General features: G+C 65.2%; 13 protein-coding genes. 4 read left to right on the top strand and 9 right to left on the bottom strand.

Translation table 11 applies throughout. The annotated features are described in order from the left end of the window. Positions 1 to 121: 121 nt before the first annotated feature. The 9 genes from F2P46_RS30330 to F2P46_RS30290 form a co-directional block, all read right to left on the bottom strand. Positions 122 to 1,234 carry an NADH:flavin oxidoreductase/NADH oxidase gene (locus F2P46_RS30330; protein WP_166897349.1) on the bottom strand — a complete coding sequence of 371 codons (1,113 nt, stop codon included), beginning with the start codon at positions 1,232 to 1,234 and terminating at the stop codon, positions 122 to 124. Positions 1,235 to 1,290: 56 nt separating this feature from the next. Beyond that, the gene (locus F2P46_RS30325) at positions 1,291 to 2,310 is read right to left on the bottom strand and encodes a succinylglutamate desuccinylase (RefSeq protein WP_166897347.1); all 1,020 of its coding nucleotides are present in this window, start codon (positions 2,308 to 2,310) and stop codon (positions 1,291 to 1,293) included. Then, entirely contained in the window at positions 2,311 to 7,017 is a 4,707-nt protein-coding gene (locus F2P46_RS30320) for an NAD-glutamate dehydrogenase domain-containing protein (protein WP_166897346.1), read from the bottom strand. Positions 7,018 to 7,144: 127 nt separating this feature from the next. Further along, a complete protein-coding gene (astB, locus tag F2P46_RS30315) occupies positions 7,145 to 8,485 on the bottom strand; it encodes an N-succinylarginine dihydrolase (RefSeq protein WP_166897344.1) in 1,341 nt (446 codons plus the stop codon). Between the two features lie 8 nt (positions 8,486 to 8,493). Beyond that, positions 8,494 to 9,957 carry a succinylglutamate-semialdehyde dehydrogenase gene (gene astD, locus F2P46_RS30310; RefSeq protein ID WP_166897359.1) on the bottom strand — a complete coding sequence of 488 codons (1,464 nt, stop codon included), beginning with the start codon at positions 9,955 to 9,957 and terminating at the stop codon, positions 8,494 to 8,496. A 22-nt stretch (positions 9,958 to 9,979) separates the two neighbouring features. After that, positions 9,980 to 11,014: an arginine N-succinyltransferase gene (gene astA / locus F2P46_RS30305; protein ID WP_166897342.1), complete on the bottom strand. Its 1,035-nt coding sequence runs from the start codon at positions 11,012 to 11,014 to the stop codon at positions 9,980 to 9,982. Between the two features lie 11 nt (positions 11,015 to 11,025). Continuing rightward, positions 11,026 to 12,057, bottom strand: a complete 1,032-nt coding sequence (locus F2P46_RS30300; RefSeq protein WP_166897339.1) for an arginine N-succinyltransferase — start codon at positions 12,055 to 12,057, stop codon at positions 11,026 to 11,028. A 72-nt stretch (positions 12,058 to 12,129) separates the two neighbouring features. Continuing rightward, complete coding sequence (astC, locus tag F2P46_RS30295) at positions 12,130 to 13,383, bottom strand: acetylornithine/succinylornithine family transaminase (protein ID WP_166897336.1); 1,254 nt, start codon at positions 13,381 to 13,383, stop codon at positions 12,130 to 12,132. Positions 13,384 to 13,782: 399 nt separating this feature from the next. After that, positions 13,783 to 14,733 carry a GlxA family transcriptional regulator gene (locus tag F2P46_RS30290; protein WP_166897334.1) on the bottom strand — a complete coding sequence of 317 codons (951 nt, stop codon included), beginning with the start codon at positions 14,731 to 14,733 and terminating at the stop codon, positions 13,783 to 13,785. 225 nt (positions 14,734 to 14,958) lie between these two features. Between F2P46_RS30290 and F2P46_RS30285 the strand changes: the two genes are divergently transcribed. The 4 genes from F2P46_RS30285 to F2P46_RS30270 all read left to right on the top strand — a co-directional run bounded on the left by F2P46_RS30285 (position 14,959) and on the right by F2P46_RS30270 (position 17,982). Continuing rightward, a complete protein-coding gene (locus F2P46_RS30285) occupies positions 14,959 to 15,426 on the top strand; it encodes a MarR family transcriptional regulator (RefSeq protein ID WP_166897331.1) in 468 nt (155 codons plus the stop codon). Next, positions 15,423 to 15,704 carry a hypothetical protein gene (locus F2P46_RS30280; protein ID WP_126073913.1) on the top strand — a complete coding sequence of 94 codons (282 nt, stop codon included), beginning with the start codon at positions 15,423 to 15,425 and terminating at the stop codon, positions 15,702 to 15,704. The genes F2P46_RS30285 and F2P46_RS30280 overlap by 4 nt, the downstream gene beginning before the upstream one ends. Positions 15,705 to 15,832: 128 nt before the next feature. Continuing rightward, positions 15,833 to 16,666 carry an HDOD domain-containing protein gene (locus F2P46_RS30275; RefSeq protein WP_166897328.1) on the top strand — a complete coding sequence of 278 codons (834 nt, stop codon included), beginning with the start codon at positions 15,833 to 15,835 and terminating at the stop codon, positions 16,664 to 16,666. A gap of 287 nt (positions 16,667 to 16,953) precedes the next feature. Beyond that, complete coding sequence (locus F2P46_RS30270) at positions 16,954 to 17,982, top strand: LacI family DNA-binding transcriptional regulator (RefSeq protein ID WP_166897325.1); 1,029 nt, start codon at positions 16,954 to 16,956, stop codon at positions 17,980 to 17,982. Positions 17,983 to 18,073 lie beyond the last annotated feature (91 nt).

Genomic DNA, 18,073 nt, shown 5'->3' with positions numbered 1-18,073 from the left:
TGGGCGAGGCCAGATTTTGACGATTTCGCAGTGCCAATAGCGAGCTATTGGCCGAGAAAGCGGCGAAATATGGACCGTCCCAGGTATTTTTGCAGCCGACGATCCCAAGTCCGACAGGCTGCTAGCGCTGGCCCAGCGTGGTCGGCCCGAACAAGTCCTTGTACTCGCGCGGCTGCGAGCGCCAGTACTGGGGCGGCGCCTCCACCTGGGCGCCCAGCTGCGCGGCCGCGTGCCACGGCCAGCGCGGATCGAACAGCATCGCGCGCGCCAGCGCCACCACGTCGGCGTCCCCGCGCGCGACAATCTCTTCGGCCTGGCGCGCCTCGGTGATCATGCCCACGCCGATGGTCGGCATGCCGGTTTCCGCGCGGATGCGGGCGGCAAAGCCGGTCTGGTAGGACGGCCCCACCGGGATTTTTTGCGCCGGCGAGATGCCCCCGCTCGACACGTGAATGAAGTCGGCGCCGGCGGCGCTCAGTTCCTGCGAAAAACGCACGCTCTGCTCGATATCCCAGCCGCCCTCGACCCAGTCGGTGGCCGAAATACGCACGCCGACGGCCATCGTCGGCGGCACCGCCGCGCGCACGGCCGCGAACACTTCCAGCGGAAAGCGCATGCGGTTTTCCAGCGCGCCGCCATACTGGTCGCTGCGCTGGTTCGACAGCGGCGAGAGGAACTGATGCAGTAAATAGCCATGCGCGGCGTGCAGCTCGATCGCGTCCAACCCGAGCGCGTGGCTGCGCTGCGCGGCCGCCACGAACGCGTCGCGCACGCGCGCCAGGCCGTCGTCGTCGAGCGCCAGCGGCACGGTTTCGCCGTCCGCATGCGGCAGCGCCGACGGCGCCACGGTCTGCCAGCCGCCATCGTCGATGGCGATATTGGCGCCGCCTTCCCACGGCACCTGGCTCGATGCCTTGCGCCCCGCGTGGGCGAGCTGGATCGCCAGGCGGATCGGCGCGTGACGGCGCATGGCGGCCACGATCGGCGCCAGTGCGGCGGCATGCTCATCCGACCAGATACCCAGGTCTTTGGGAGAAATACGTCCTTCGGGCGAGACGGCGCTCGCCTCGAGGAACAGGATGGCCGCCCCGGACAAAGCCAGGTGGCCCAGATGGATCATGTGCCAGTCGCTGGCGATGCCCTCGTCGGCGGAGTACTGGCACATCGGCGCGATCGCGATGCGGTTGGCCAGTGTGACTGGCCCCATGCTGAAAGGTGTGAACAAGGTGCTCATGGATTGCCTTGATGCGCGTGTAAAAAACGGTACGGGGCGTGCCACGGGCATGCCGGCTAACGCGTCCGCACCACCATCAATCCGGCGCGCAGACCGACGCGCACATCCGGGTTCGGGAATACTACCAGTTCCTCCGGATGTCTGACGGCGTACATGATGTCGCCATCGGTGGCGATCACCTGGCCCTGGCGTAAGGCGGTGAAGTTCTGCGTAGTACGGTCGAACGCCATGTGAAACGCGTCGCTGTGCTTGATGATTTCCTGCGCCACCGCGAACACGTGCGGTTCGACTTTTGGTGCGGCCGGCTTGGCGCCGCGCAGCAGGTCGTCGAGCGCGGTGCCGACGTCGGCAAACAAACCCAGGTCGTTCTGGCCCAGCGTGCCGACCCGGCCCAGTTCCACGGTGCTGGCCGCCGCCCCGTGAAACTCGGCCGAATAGTAGCTGTAGGTTCCCGCCGACTGCGGATTCATGACGATGGCGCCAATGGCGGCCTGGCCCAGCCAGGCGATCAGCGCGCACTTGCCCTCATCGGCGATCAGGTCCGGCACGATCGCGAAGGTCGGGTACAGCGACGGGCGGATGGCCGTGTGCAGGTCGAGGTGCCAGCGATCCGGCCCGGCGCCGGCGAAAAAGTCCACGGTGGCGGCGATCATGGTGTCGGCCCGCGCCGCTTCCGCCGCGCTGGCGAGGCTACCTCGAACCGGACGGAACATCCGGTTCAGGTCCGCATCGATGAAGCGCTTGCCGGCCGCGATGGCGTCGATATTGCCGACGCAGACCATCAGGTCCACCGCCAGCGCGTCCGGCCCCTGCGAGAGGGCATCGAGCACGTAGGCCAGCACCTCGATCGGGCCGGTTTCGTCGCCATGCACGCCGACCGAGACGATCACGCTGGCGCAGGCGGGCGCCTGGCCGGACTTGATCGTCACGATGCCGGGCGCCGGCTGCGCGACCGCGAAGCCGGCGTCGATGAAGCGCTTGGCCAGCACGTCAAAGTCGGCGCCGGCCAGGGCGCGCACGGCGGCAGGAAGCGCTTGCGCGCCCCCGTTTGCCGTTGGTGCAACGTAGGCGCTCATTTACACCGCCACCGGCGCCGCGTTGGTCGCCTCGGACAAGGCCCACACGTCCAGCATCGCCTGCTCCAGATCAAGCGCCGGCGCGTAGCCCGACAAGCCCATGGTGTTGGTCACCACTTCAACCGCTTCCAGGGTGTCGCTGCCGTTGCTGGAACGGGCCAGCACTTGCTGCAATAGGCGTTGCTGGGTGCGGCGCAGCGCCTGCATCGCGTAGTTGCGCAGCTGCTCTTGCGATTTGCTGTGCGGCGCGAGCTTGAGGCCACGTTCGAGCGTATCGATGCCGGCCTGGCCGCGCAGCGCCATCCCCACCTGCAAGAATTGCGCAAGGCTCATGCCCGCAGGACGGTTGACCGACACCGCCGCGAACAGGAAGGTCGCTACCGCTTCGATCGCGTCGACCGCTTTCCAGGCTTGCGTGAACGACGCAGGCAGGGAAACGAAAGCGTCGGCATCGGCCGTTGCCGGCATCAGCTGCTTGAGCATTTCCGGCTGCGAGAACAGGCGCGAAAGTTCTTCCATGCCGCCCGCACGCTGGTGATCGCCAGGAACCGACAGCACGCCTTCGACGATCGCCTTGAACAGCACGCGGGTGCGCGCATCGACCTTGACCGACACGGCGCGCGGCACCGTCAGTGCATCGGCGTCGAGCGCGCCGAAAATCGGCGCCAGGTGCAGCGCGGACCACGACTGGCCCCAGGCCTTGACGACTTCGGTCTCGTCGATCTGGTGCGCGCTGGCGAGCTCGCGGATCATCAACGGACCGCAGCGGTTGACCGATTCGTTGGCCAGCACGGTGGCCAGGATGGCGTTGGCCAGCGGGTGCGCCAGCGCGTTGCGGGTGGCGACCAGCTGCGCCGGGAAGTAAGGCTTGAGCACCGACTCGGCCCAGCTTTCTTCCGTCAGCGGCAGCGCGGCCAGCAGGCGCTTGAAGCGGTTCTTGACGTTGGCGATCACCACCGCCAGTTCCGGCGCGGTCAAGCCCGCGCCCAAGGTCTTGCGGCGCTGCAGTTCGGCGTCGGTCGGCAGCTGTTCCAGTTCGCGCGAGAGCGCACCCTCGGCTTCCAGGCTGGTGATCAGCGCGGCGTAAGCGTCCACCACCGCAGGGTCGAGCTGGGCCTGCACTTCGCGCACCAGCAGGTGGGTTTGCAGGGTGTTGTCGCGCAGGACCAGGTGTTCGATATCGCTCGTCATCTCGTTCAGGATGCGGTTGCGGTCCGCTTCGGGCAGTTCACCGGCATTGACTTCGGTGTCGAGCCAGATCTTGACGTTCACTTCATGGTCCGAGCAATCCACGCCGGCCGAATTGTCGATCGCATCGGTGAAGATGCGGCCACCGGCGAGAGCGAATTCGATACGGCCGTTCTGGGTTGCGCCCAGGTTGCCGCCTTCGGACACCACCTTGCAGCGCAGCTGGTTGCCGTCGACGCGGATATTGTCGTTGGCGCGGTCCTTGACCTGCGCGTGGGTTTCGGTCGAGGCCTTGATGTAGGTACCGATGCCGCCGTTGTAGAACAGGTCCACGGGAGCGAGCAGGATGCGGTGCATCAGTTCTTCAGGCGGCAGCACGGTCTCGGCAATATCGAGCGCGGCGCGCACTTGCGGCGAGATCTCGATCGAACGGGCGCTGCGCGGGAACACGCCGCCGCCAGCCGAGATCAGGTCCTTGTTGTAGTCTTCCCACGACGAGCGTGGCAGCGCGAACATGCGCTCGCGCTCGGCGAACGAGGTGACCACGTCCGGCGCCGGGTCGAGGAAGATGTGGCGATGGTCGAACGCGGCCAGCACCTTCAGTTGGCGCGACAGCAGCACGCCGTTGCCGAACACGTCGCCCGACATGTCGCCCACGCCGACCATGGTGATCGGGGTGGTGTTCATGTCGTGGTCCATCTCGTAGAAGTGGCGCTTGACCGCTTCGAACGCGCCCTTGGCGGTGATGCCCATCTTCTTGTGGTCGTAACCGTTCGAGCCGCCCGAGGCAAAGGCGTCGCCCAGCCAGAAGCCGCGCTTGACAGCGATGCTGTTGGCGATATCGGAGAAGGTTGCGGTGCCCTTGTCGGCGGCCACCACCAGGTACGGATCGTCCTGGTCGTAGCGTACCGTGTCGCTTGGCGGCACGATGACGCCGCGCACGCGGTTGTCGGTCACTTCCAGCAGGCTGGAAATGAACAGGCGGTAGACTGCTTCGCCTTCGGCGGCGATGGTTTCACGCACGGCGTCCTTCGGCATCTGCTTGCAGACAAAACCGCCCTTGGAGCCGGCCGGCACGATGACCGCATTCTTGACCATCTGCGCCTTGACCAGGCCCAGTACTTCGGTGCGGTAGTCTTCCATGCGGTCCGACCAGCGCAAGCCGCCACGGGCCACCGGGCCGCCGCGCAGGTGCACGCCTTCGAAGCGGCGCGAGAACACATAGATCTCGCGGTACGGGCGTGGTTCCGGCACCAGCGCCAGGCTGCTGGTGTCGAACTTGAAGATGATCTTGTCGCCTTGCTGGTCGTTCTGGAAGTAGTTGGTGCGCACGGTGGCCAGGATCAGGTCGACCAGGGCGGCGACGATTTCCTCGGTGTCGGCGTGGTTGACGGTGGCCAGGCTGGTCTTGATGGCGGCGATGCGGTCGGCTGCGGCCAGGCGTTGATTCTCCGGCACCGACGGATCGAAGCGCTGCACGAACCCTTCGACCAGTTCCTTGACCAGTACCGGCTGGCGGCGCAGGGTGTCGGCCATGTAGCGCACCGAGAATTTGCTGCCGGTCTGGCGCCAGTAGCTGATATAGGCGCGGATCAGTTGCACTTCGCGCATGCGCAGGCCGCCTTCGATCACCAGGCCGTTCATGCGGCCGTCTTCGGCTTCGTTGTTAAACAGCGAGGCAAACAATTCCTGCGCCACGGCCACGACGTTCGGCTTGGCCAACTTGGCCGCGCTTTCGGCGTCCACCGCCAGGCTGGTGACGAAATGGCGGCTGCCGTCGGCGACGGCAATCGCGTAGGTCTGTTCGCGGTCGATGGCAACGCCGGCGTTGTGCAGCGCCGGCAGGATGCGCGAGAGCGACGGCACGCCGTCCACCGAGTACAGGCGGATGGTGGCGCTGCCGGCGTCGTCCAGTTCCACGCGCACCGACACACGGCCGGCATGGCCGTTGTGCAGGATCGCGTTCAGGTCGCGCAAGGCGACGGCCGGCGCGGTGGCGCTGACGTAGTTGACCGGCAAGGTCGAGCACAGTTTGCGCAGGGTGCCGCGGGTCTGTACATCGAACACGTTGTCGGTCAGGGCGGCGAACTTGTCGTGCCAGCCGTCGAGCACCGCCAGGAGCGGCTGCTGGATATCGGTTTCGAGGTCGAGCGGGTTGCGCGCGGCGTGGGCGATCAGGTACACACGGGCCAGCGGACCATCGGCCACCAGGGTTTGCGAACGCACGTCGGTCGCGCCCGAGCTTTCTTTGAGCGCGTGGGCCAGGCTGGCGGCCACGCTGGCGCTGTAACGCTCGCGCGGCATGTAGACCAGCACATTCAAGTGGCGCGCGTAGACATCGCGCCGTGCAAAGACCTTGGCGCGCGGCTGCTTGTACAGCGAGACGACCGAGCTGCACACCTGCGAGAGCCATTCGGCGTCCGCTTCCACCGTTTCGGTGCGCGGCAGCGACTCGAGGATCTCGAGGAATTTCTCGGCGCGGAAGCCTTCCTGGCGCACGCCGGCCAGGCTCAGGACCTTGGCCACGCGGCCGCGCGCGAACGGCAGGCGCGCCAGCGGGGTGGCGGTGGCGGCGCGGGTGAACAGGCCGACGAAGCAGTGCTCGCCGCGGATATTGCCTTGTGCATCGGTGTCGCGCACGCCGATGAAGTCGAGCGGCTGGTCGCGGTGCAAGGTGCCTTCGACATCGGCCTTGACGATCGACAGCGCATCGGGGCGCTTGGACAAGGTGTCGAAGTCGCCCGGGATGTTGGCCAGGCAGGTGCCGTAGACCGGATGCGAGGTATCTTGCAGCACGCCGATGCGGCTCGGGATATCGCGTTCGAGTTCGCGCTCGCCGGCCTTGACGACGTAATAGGCGTAGCCGAACGGCTCGAAGCCTTCGTTCTTGGCCCACTCCAGAAAGGCTGCGACTTCCTGGCCTTCGGTGCCGTTGGCGGCGGCGGCGGCGGCGACGGCGGTGAGGCGGTCGCCCATGGCCACGGAATCGCGCCGCACCACGGCGGCGTCGCGCGCGACCATGTGCAGCCTGGCGACCAGCGCGGCCAGTTCGTCGGCGCCCAGGTCTTCGGCCAGCAGGCACAGGACCACGGATTCGAGCGGTGCGCCGGCTTCGCCGACGGCGAGCGCGGTACCGCTGGCGTCGCGGCGCACGGCCAGCACGGCGTTCATGACGCCATTGACGGCCACGCGCTGCTTGCGCATCGCCATGACGATGGAGTCGACCAGGTAAGGCATGTCATCGTTGATGACCAAGAGGGCGGTCGCTTGCGCGCCGCGACCGTCGGAGTAGCGCAGCTGCGCGATCTGGCAGCCGGGCGCGGTGCGCCGCGCCGCTTGCGTAAAGCCGTCGCGCAGGACCGGCGCCAGATTGCCCGGCGACGTGCCCGCAAGGTCTTCGTCGTCGAGCGAACCGAGCCAGGCGCTGATCAGGGCCGTCACCTGGCCGTCATCGGCAGGCTGGCTCGCAGTGATCAGGTCGAGCGTCTGTTTACGCAAATCTTGTGGCATCTGTTTCATCTTTGCTTCTCCGTTGCTTGGTTTGTATTCCATCGTTCCGGCGCCAGCTTGTGACGGCGCTTTCGCGATTTGCAGGCAGGCGGGTTTTACCCGCCCAAATAAGGGGCACCGTCCGGCTGGCGGTATTCTACGTCAGGTCATACAGGCCGGGCAGTCCCAGGATGCGGCTCAATTCCTCCAGCGCGGCACTGCATTCGAGCGCCAGCTGGGGGTCGGCCAAGTCTTTCGGTTCGAGGCGGTCGCGGTAGTATTTACCGACCCAGTCGACCAGGGTGTGGTACAGGGGGTCGGTCATGATCACGCCCTGGTGCATGGCTCCGATTTCCGCCTCGGTGAGCACCACGCGCAGGCGCAGGCAGGCAGGCCCCCCGCCGTTGCGCATGCTCTGGCGCAGGTCGAAGTGAATCAGCTCGTCGACCGGGCCGCCGCTGGCGACCAGTTCTTCGAGGTAGCGCGCCACGGCGCGGTTTTCCTGGCTTTCCTGGGGAATGACCAGCGCCATCGCGCCATCGGGCTTGGTGAGCAACTGGCTGTTGAACAGGTAGCTGGCCACCGCGTCGCCCACCGCCACCACCTGGGTATCGACGCGGATCGCGGTCAGTTCGGTTTCAACGCCGGCCAGGGCATTCCTCAGCGCGTTCAGTACCGCCCCTTCGTCGTGGAAGGCTTGCTCGTGATAGAACAGCACATTGCCGTTACCGACCGCGATGACGTCGTTGTGAAACACGCCCTGGTCGATCACGTCCGGATTTTGCGAGGCGAACACGGTGCGTGCCGAGTCCAGCCCGTGCAGGCGCGCGATGGCTTGCGACGCCTCCAGGCTCTGGCGGGCCGGGTACTTTTTAGGCGCCGGCGCGGACGGATCGAATTCGACCCGGCCGTAGGTGAAAAACTCGACGCCCTTGCCACCGTGGGTGGCGGAAAAGCGCGTGTGGTTGGCCGCGCCTTCGTCGCCAAAGGCCGACGTTGGCGGCAGCGCCTCGTGCACCGCGAAATGACGCTCGTCCGAGAACAGCGCGCGCAGGGTGCGGGTCGACTGCAGGTGCTCTTCCGAGCGGTGCAGCTTGTTATTCAGGTTGGCGGCCGTGAAATGCGCACGGCCGTCGAAGGTATCGGCCGACGGGCTGACCGTGGCCGCGTTGGCGGTCCACATGGGGGACGCCGAATAGGCGCACGCCAGGATGACGGGCGCCTCGCGGAAGGCGCGCGCCAGCACGTCGGCGTCGGTCCCGGTAAAGCCGATGCGGCGCAGCAGGCGGAAGTTGGGACGCGCCTGCGGCGGCATGACCGCCTGCGCGAAGCCGCGCGCGGCCAGCTCGCGCATCTTGGCCAGGCCCTGCAGGGCCGCTTCGCGCGGGTTCGACGCGCTCTTCACATTGCTGAAAGAGGCGACGTTGCCGAACGACAGGCCGGCGTAGTTGTGGCTCGGGCCGACCAGGCCATCGAAGTTAAATTCGCGTGCGCTCATGGCGGGTCCTAGAAGCTCAAGCCGGGCGACAGCTTGGCCGGCAGTTCAAGTTCGCTCGTTTCGATCGATGCGACCGGGTACGCGCAATAATCGGCCGCGTAGTAGGCGCTCGGGCGATGGTTGCCCGACTTGCCCACGCCGCCGAACGGCGCGCTGCTGGCAGCTCCCGTGGTCGGGCGGTTCCAGTTGACGATGCCGGCGCGGGCCTGCACCGAGAACTGCTTCCACAGCGCTTCGTCGTTCGACAGCAGCGCGGCGGCGAGACCGAATTCGGTGGCGTTGGCAACCTTGACGGCGCTGGCGAAATCCGTGACGCGGACGATCTGCAACAGCGGGCCAAACCACTCTTCGTCCGCAATGCCGATGGCGTTGGTGACGTCGACGATGCCGGCGGTGACAAAACCGGCGTTCGGATCGAGCTGCTTCATTTGCAGAAGTACCGTGCCGCCCTTGGCGGCCATGTCGGCCTGCGCCTGCACCAGGCGCGCGGCGACCGCGCTCGAGACCACAGGCCCCATGAACGGCTGCGGCTCGGCGTTGGAGGCGCCCACGGTGAGGGTCGATGCCACTTCGACCAGGCGCTTCACGAAAGCTTCGCCGGCCGGGCTGTCCTGCACCACCAGGCGGCGCGCGCAGGTGCAGCGCTGGCCGGCCGAGATGAACGCCGACATGACGGCGTGATGCACGGCGGCGTCGACATCCTTGACGTCCCACACCACCAGCGGATTGTTCCCGCCCATTTCCAGCGCCAGCATCTTGCCCGGCTGGCCGCCGAACTGCTTGTGCAGGGCGACGCCGGTCTGGCAGGAGCCGGTAAACAGCACGCCATCGAGGCCCGTATCCTGGCCCAGGGCGACACCGGTATTGCGCCCGCCGTTGACCAGGTTGATCACGCCAGCCGGCAAGCCGGCCTGCTGCCACAGCTGCACGGTCTTGATCGCCGTGCGCGGGGCGTATTCGCTCGGCTTGAACACCACCGTGTTACCGGCGATGAGGGCCGGGACGATATGCCCGTTGGGCAGGTGACCGGGGAAGTTGTACGGTCCGAACACGCCGAACACGCCGTGCGGACGGTGACGCAGCACGGCATTGCCGTCGGCGACCTTGGCCGCCACTTCGCCGGTGCGCGTGCCGTAGGCCTGCACCGAAATATCGACCTTGTTGGCCATGGTCGCCACTTCCGTGCGCGCTTCCCACAATGGTTTGCCGACTTCTTCGGAGATGGTCTGCGCCAGCTCTTCGGCATTGGCCTTGAGCAGGTCGCGGAAACGCCCGCACAGGGCGATGCGATCGTCGAGCGGGGTCAATGCCCACGCATCGAAGGCCGCGCGCGCGGACTGCACCGCGCGTGCCACGTCGTCGGCGGTCGACTCCAGGCTGGCCCAGGTCTGTTTGCCGGTGGACGGATCGATGGTGACAAGTTCGGCGCCGCTGCCGGCGAGCCATTCACCGTTGACGAAGTTACTTGCGATGTTACTCACTACCTTGCTGGCATCAGACATGGACATTTTTCCTTACATTGAGTGACAGCGTGCGAACCGTGTCGCCGCCTTGGCAATGCAGCAGCGCCTGTTCGTCCGGCGTCAGGGCGAGCTTGCCCGAGACCGGATTGGCGTGTGCGACGATCATGCGAAAATCATTGAGCTTCGTGTTCGATACCAGCAGCGGATCGGTGTCCGTCGGCGTGGCGCTTTCATCGACCGTGGCCACCGTGCTGTCGCGCATGGCGCGCAGTTCCGACACGCGCGCCTGCAGCACCGGGCCGGCATCGAAAATATCGACATAGCCTTCGAAGTGCATGCCTTCCTGCTCGAGCAGGCGGCGCGCGGGCGCGGTCGACAGATGCACCTTGCCGATCACTTCCTGCGCGTCTTCCGGCAGGTAAGCGACGTACAACGGCTGGCGCGGCATCAGTTCGGCGATGAAGGACTTCTTGCCCATCGCCGTCAGGTGGTCGACGTGGTTGAAATCCATCTTGAAGAAGTGGCGGCCCAGGCCTTCGTAAAACGGCGAGCTGCCGTCATCAAGCTGGTAGCCGCGCATCTCGGCGATCAGCTTGGCCGTGAACAGGTGCGGGAACTGGGCAATGAACAGGAAGCGGCTTTTCGAGAGCCACTTGCCATTGTTCCCGCTGCGGTAATCCGGATGCAGGAACAGCGAGCACAATTCGGTGGCGCCGGTCAGGTCGTTCGACAGGTACAGGGTGTCCATGCGCGTGAACACATCGAGCTCGCGGCTCGAATGGACCAGGGTGCCGATGCGGTAGTTATAGAACGGCTCGTCCAGCCCCACCGCGCCCTTGATCGCGCACACGCCGGCCAGGCGCCCGCTGGTGGTGTCTTCCATGACGAACATGTAGTCGCGCTGTTCGGGCGGGATGGTCTCGGCAAACGAGGCCACCGCCACCGAAATGCGGTCGCCCAGCATCTTGCGGTCCGGCTTGAGCGTCGTCATGCCGCTGCCGACCTGGTGCGCCAGTTCGATCAGGGCATCCAGATCGGACGCGTGAATTGCGCGTACAACTAGCATAGGGTTCTCTTTCAGATTCTGACGCAAATGACGTTATCGCCCGGGGCCACCATCAGCGCATCCTGCGCATCCTGTGGCAGGAACACGATGTCGTATCCTTCGGTGGACGGGCACGAGACGGTGATGGCGCGGAAGTTCTGCTCATTGCTGGCGGCGACCGCGTAGGTCACCGGCAGCTCGGACGACATGCCCGCATCGAACGGCGCCACGCGGCGCAGCATCGAACCGGCAAAGGTGCGCAGCGCGTTCTTGTGCGCTTGCAGGATCGGGCCGCCATCGAAGATGTCGACATAGTCGTCGGCCTCGAAACCTTCTTCGGTGAGCAGGTTGAACGCGAGTTCGCCGTCGCCATGGATCTGGCCCATGGCCGCCTGGGCGTCGCCCGGCAGCAGCGGCACGTACACCGGATAATGCGGCATCAGTTCGACGATCAGGGTGCGGTTACGGGCGCCGCCGATGACCCGTTCGGCCTCGAGGAAATCCATCTTGAAAAATTTGCGGCCGAGCGCTTCCCAGAACGGCGACTGTCCGTTCTTGTCGGTGACGCCGGCCAGCGGCACGAAGAAGCGGTCGCCGAAGCGGTGCGGGGCGAGCACCGCGAACAGCAGGCGCGCGCGCGACAGCAGGGCCGCTTCCAGCCCGGCGGTGCTGCGGTTGCTCACGTAAAAGCCGGACAGCTGGGAGTAAGCGGTCAGCTCCGAGCAGAGCGTGAGCGCATGCACGCTGTGGCTGATATTGAGGTCGCGCGAGACCTGCTGGATCACATCGTTACGGAATGAAAAATAGGTGCCGTTGGAACCGGCCGACGCGAAGATGGCGGCGGTGCCGACGATGGCGCGGGTGGCCTGCTGTTCGAGCACGAAGAGATACGACTCCTCGCTCGGGATGTCGACATGGGCAGCGAACGAGGCGATCGAACGCTCGACCGAAGCGGCGATTTTCTCGCGCGTCTTCGGCAGGGTATGCACGCCCGGCATCGTCACTGCTGCCAACGTTTCGAGGGCGTCGATATCCGACAGTTCAACCGGACGGACAACAAACATGTGATTTCCCTTTATAGGCAAAGCGTGCCGCGGCCGGTCGCGGCGAGTGCCGCGCCGGCCGTCTGTAACTGATTACTTGGCGGGAGCCGCGTTCAGCATGCCGTCGACGGCGGCGCGCAGGATGCGGTCGGCTTCGTCGATCTGTTCGTCGGTGACGATCAGCGCGGGCGCGAAGCGCACCACGTCGGTGCCGGCGATGAGCAGCATCAGGCCGAGTGCTTCGGCGGCCTTGGTGATGTCCTTGGCGCGGCCCTTGAACGGTTCCGCCACCGGCAGGCCGATCAGCAGGCCGCTGCCGCGCACTTCACCGAACACTTGCGGGTAGTCGGCGGCGAGCTTGCGCAGGTTGGCGAAGATTTTTTCCGACGCCTGTTTCACGCGCGCCAAAAAGGCCGGCTGGTTGATCGTGTCGATCACGTTCAGCGCCACGGTGGCCGCCAGCGGATTGCCGCCGTAGGTGGTGCCGTGCGAGCCGACGCCGAAGTGCGCCGCGATCTCGTGGGTGGTCAGCATGGCGCCGATCGGGTAGCCGTTGCCGAGTGCCTTGGCGCTGGTCAGGATATCGGGCGTGACGCCCTTGTCCATGTACGCGTACAGCGCGCCGGTGCGGCCCACGCCCGATTGCACTTCGTCGAAAATGAGCAGCGCGCCGGTTTGGTCGCACAGTTCGCGCAGCGCTTTCAGGTACGCCGGATCGCCCGGAATGACGCCGCCTTCGCCCTGGATCGGCTCGACGATGACCGCGCACACGTCGTCGCCGATGGCGGCGCGGGCCGCTGCGATATCGTTGTACGGAATATGGTCGATCTCTTGCGGCAGCGGCTCGAACCCTTCGGTGTATTTCGGCTGGCCGCCGACCGACACGGTAAACAGCGTGCGGCCGTGGAACGACGACAGGCACGAGATGATGCGCGACTTGTGCGGGCCGAATTTGGTGTGGGCGTACTTACGCGCCAGCTTCAGGGCGCCTTCGTTCGCTTCCGCGCCGGAGTTGCAAAAGAAGGCACGGTCGGCGAAGGTGGCTTCGGTCAGGGCCAGGGCCAGGCGCAGGACCGGCTCGTTGGTGTAGCCGTTGCCGAGGTGCCAGACGTTGTTCAGCTGAGCGGTCAGGGCGGCGACCAGGGTCGGATTGCAATGGCCGAGGCTCGACACTGCGATGCCGGAAGTGAAATCGAGGTAATGCTTGCCGTTCTGGTCCCACAGGTCGAGGCCGGCGGCGCGCACGGGCACCATGGCGGCGGGCGCATAGGTTGGGACGAGGACGTCGTCGAAGGTTTGTCTGGTCACCGGCCGCGTGGTTGCACCCGTTTCAAGCTTTGCGTTCATGGCATTCCTCATCCAATGTTAGTAGGCGTCCCCGGGCGAAACCGCTGGGCACGTCGAACTATTATAAGAAGAGCAGCCCCAAACATCTTTTGAATACGCGACAAGCATTTTCATTTTTGCTCGCCGCCAAAGCGTACAAAACCTACAAACCGGAAAACCCACAAACCGGGGTCAGAGCTTTAAATCGAAACATTTCTCAATCGAGCGCAGAGATCCAACTCTCAACTAATTGTCCACAAACCTATAAAGTCGCGGCCGACGCGCCCCCACAGTGGGAAAGTATTGACGTGCGCGCTCATGACTTAGGAGCGATACAGAGCGCTAATCGCAATAAAGAAATATTTCTAATTAAAGCTCTGACCCCGGTTGTAGGGATTTGTCGCGATTAGCGTTAGGAATTCAAGTGGGCGGGGCGGCGAGTTTGCGCTGGCGTTCTTCGCGCGGGGTGTTGCCGAACAAGGCGCCAAACGCGGTCGAGAAGTGCGAGCCGCTCGAGAAGCCGCACATCAGCCCGACCTGCACAATGGAATAATGCGTGTCGAGCAGCAACTGGCGCGCGCGCTGCAGTCGCAATTCGAGGTAGTAGCGCGATGGCAGGCTGCCCAAATATTGCTTGAACAAGCGCTCCAGCTGGCGCCGGGAGATGCCGACCAGGTTGGCGATGTCGTCCGTCGACAGCGGCTCTTCGATGTTCGCTTCCATTAACGTCACCGCTTCGGTCAGCTTCGGTTGCAGCGCGCCGAAGCGGGCTTGCAAGGCCACCCGCTGCCGCTCTTCCTTGCCGCGCACCCGGTCGATGCACAGCGTTTCCTTGATGCGCGCCTGGACCCCGGCTCCGAAGATGATCTCGACCAGGTTCAGCGCAAAGTCGATGCTGGCCGCGCCGCCGCAGCAGGTGAGCCGGTTGTCGTCGATTTCGAACAGGTTCGGCGTAAACATGGCGCGGTCGGCCACCGTGTCGACCTCGGCATACAAGGCCCATGGCAGCGCCGTGCGCACGCCGTTGAGCACGCCAGCGTCGGCCAGCCACAACACGCCCGCCCCGACCCCGCCCCAGAACGGTGCGGCGCGGCAGCGCTCGATCAGGATGCGGCTGTTGGCCGGTTTCAGCGAGGCTTGCGCTTCGTCGGCCACCAGCAGCACCAGGTGCCAGTGGCGCTGGGCGTCGGCGGCGAATTTGTCGGGACTGCGCACGTCCACGTGCAAGCGCTCGGGACCGAGGATCTTGGCAGCCAGGCGCAGCGGCTGGAACAGGCCGGCCCAGGTCAGCGCGTCAGGCTCGCCGGCGTTGATGAGGAGCACGCGCAGCGGTGTTTCTTGCGCCAGGCGGGCGAGTTTAGTAAGTGGCATCGGACGGGCATGGGTGCGTCATGACAAGGGGTCCGGCGCCCGCGAGGCGCCATCGGATTTCATTGGCTGACTATCATACCGGAGATCAACCATCCTGCCCGGACCAGGCTGGCCGCCGGCACGCTGTAGCAAATCAGCATCAACAGCACGCGCGGCGCGGCGCACAGGCCACACCAGCGAGCGCGCCGCCGTCAAACCGGGCGCAGCCAGCTATAATCACGGCCTATGGGGGAACGATATTTAAGGAGTGTGCGCTTGCTGTCCGAGTGCCTGCAAAGCTTCGAGCGCTTTTCGGGCGAGTCGGTGCGCCAGTGCGGCTTGACGCATGCCCAGTTCGATATCATCGCCACGCTCGGCAATACGCAGGGCATGACGTACAAGGAACTGGGCGAGAAAACCTTGATCACCAAGGGCACGCTGACCGGCGTGATCGACCGCCTGGAACAGAAGGGCCTGGTTGTGCGCGAACGCAGCTGCGACGACAAGCGCTCGTTTTACGTGCGCCTGACCGCCTGCGGCGAGGACGTGTTCCGGGAAGTCTTTCCCAAGGTCATCGCGCATGGCAGGCAACTGTTTTCATCGTTGTCGGACAGCGATTTCGATGACATCGACGCCAGCTTGCGCAAACTGAAACAAGTCATCGCCGACCATGCCGTTTGCCCCACATTACAACAACACAAGGAAGAAGATTGAAAACCACCCTGCTCGAAGGCAAAAAGCCCGCTCACTTTGACAAACACATCATCGGCAACCTGCTGCTCAACGTCGCCACGCCGGACGAAGTGCGCCAGGAAAAAATGTTGATCGGCGTGCGTAACGAAGCCGGGGAAATCTATCGCCTCATCGGCGCAACCAAGCTCAACAGTTTTATGAACGCCGTCGAGGAATTGTTCGACCTGGGCCTGGTCGATGAGCTGGAAGATACCGAAGCGACCCAGGACGGCTGCGACGCCATTTTCAGCGAGCCCTGAACGCCAGCCCGGCCGTGAGCCCGGGGTGAGCGTGCCGGACGAGGCGCTCCCCGGCGTCCGATCAGATAAATGCTTTAGAGCACGTTTTTACGACAAACACGGCTGGGTTATCGGAGTATAATTTTTTCATGGACAGACTCGAAGCGTACAAGAGCATTGCTGCTCAAGCAAGCCGGGGGGAACTGAGTTTCCCGACCAATGTCGACGCCACGCTGAAGTTGCAGCGCGCATTGAACGATCCCGACTGTCATGCCGACGTGGCCGCCCGCCTGGTGCAGGCCGAGCCGCTGCTGGCCGCGCGCACCGTGGCGATCGCCAATTCGGTCGCCTACAACCGATCCGGCAATGAAGTGACCAACGTGCGCACTGCGGTGCAGCGGGTGGGGTTTCGCACCCTCAACGCGCTGGGCGCGGCGGTCATCGTGCGCCAGTTGGACAGCAAGATCACCCAGCCGGCCCTGCGCGCCAAGGCCAATCAATTGTGGCAGCACTCGGCCCACGTGGCGGCGCTGTCGCAGGTGATCGCGCGGCGCGTGGCCAACCTGGACCCGGAAACGGCGATGTTCGCCGGCATCGTGCACGAGGTGGGTGGTTTTTACATGCTCTCGCGCGCGGATGAGTTTCCGGGCCTGTTCGAAGGCGAGCCGGACGACTGGATCGAACATGGCGAACAGATCATCGGCCGCTGCGTCCTGCAACGGCTGGCCGTGCCGGCGCCCGTCATGGCGGCCATCGAGGCGCTCTGGGTCGGCATGCGTGCCTTGCCGCCCGAAACCCTGGGCGACACCCTGCTGCTGGCCAACGACCTGGCGCCGGTCCCGTCGCCCCTGTACGAGCGCGCCGCCGCCACCTCGCGCCAGGCGGCGGCCACCATCGACTTCGTCATCGGCGATGGCACCCTCAACAGCATCCTGGAAGAATCGGCCGCCGAAGTGAGCAGCCTGACCTCGGCCCTGATGTAATGCCCCGGCGCGGCGTCCTGCCGCGCCCTCCCGTTCCCTTTGGATGTGACACCGCTTTTCGCCAGGGCAAAAAAATGCCCGCAGTATTAAAGCGGGCGAAGTCCAAAACTAGGGATGTCCTGAAAGAGACAGTTCCACTATAGTCCGCCGCTCCCCCCAGCTCTGTGCGGGAACACACACAAGTAGAAAATTCCTTCAGGCAACTTGAGATGTATTGACGGAAAGCATGCCGCGCGGGGTAAAATCCGACAAAAGTTTTCAAAAAATTATCGGAGTCGGCCAAGCGCATGAGCAAAACAAGCACGATCAAGAGCCGCGCCAGCGGCAAAGCCACGCTGGCGTCGGTGGCGGCGCGCGCCGGGGTGTCGGCGATGACGGCTTCGCGCGCGCTGAACCAGCCGGAGCGGGTATCGGACGCCGTGCGGGCGCGGGTCGGGCTCGCCGTTGCCGAACTCGGCTATGTGCCGAACCGCGCCGCGCGCGCCCTGGCATCGGCGCAGTCGAACGTGATCGTGGTGCTGGTGCCGTCGCTGTCGAATGCCGTGTTCACGGCCGTGCTGGAGGGGATCGAGGATGCGATCGGCTCCGGCAATTACCAGCTATTGATCGGCAACACCCGCTATTCGGATGCCGAGGAAGAAAAGCTGCTGGGTATTTATCTGCAATCGAATCCGGATGGGATTTTGCTCTCGAGCCTGAGCCAGAGTGCGCGGGTGACCCAGATGCTGGCGGCGTCCAACGTGCCGCTGGTATCAATGATGGACCTGGGGAGCGCGCCGGGCCAGTTGTCGGTGGGGTTTTCGCAGTTCGATGCGGGCCGGGCGATGACGCGCTACCTGATCGACAAAGGCCATACGCGCATCGGTTTTATCGGCGCCCAGTTGGACGAGCGCACCCTGCGCCGCGCCGACGGCTACCGCCAGGCGATGGGCGAGGCGGGCCTGCTTGACGCGCGCCTGGAGCTGATGGTGGGCGGGCCGTCGACCATCGCGCTGGGGGCGCAACTGGTGGAACGCATGCTGGAGCAGGCGCCGGACTGCGACGCGGTTTTCTGTTGCAATGACGACCTGGCGCATGGCGCGATTTACCACTGCCAGCGGCGCGGTATCAAGGTGCCGGAGCAGCTGGCGGTATGCGGGTTTAACGACTTGCCGGCGTCAGCCTGGATGACGCCGTCGGTGACCACGATCGCCACGCCGCGCTACCGGATCGGGTTCGAGGCGGCCAGCTTGCTGCTGGCGGTGATCAAGGGCGAGGCGCCGCCGGCGGCGCAGATCGACCTGGGATTTACGCTGATGGCGCGCGAGAGCGCCTAGCGTCGCCGGAGCCGCGCCGTCGTCGTACCCGCGCAGGGCTCGGCGCCCCCGCGGGTACCCAAGTTCCTGTGCGGAGCGGAGATGCCTTGGA

The organism is Massilia sp. CCM 8734, from assembly GCF_011682155.1.
Lineage (GTDB): Bacteria > Pseudomonadota > Gammaproteobacteria > Burkholderiales > Burkholderiaceae_D > Telluria_A > Telluria_A rubra.
Note: the sequence above shows the minus strand (reverse complement) of the source record. Positions and strands in the feature narration are given on the sequence as shown.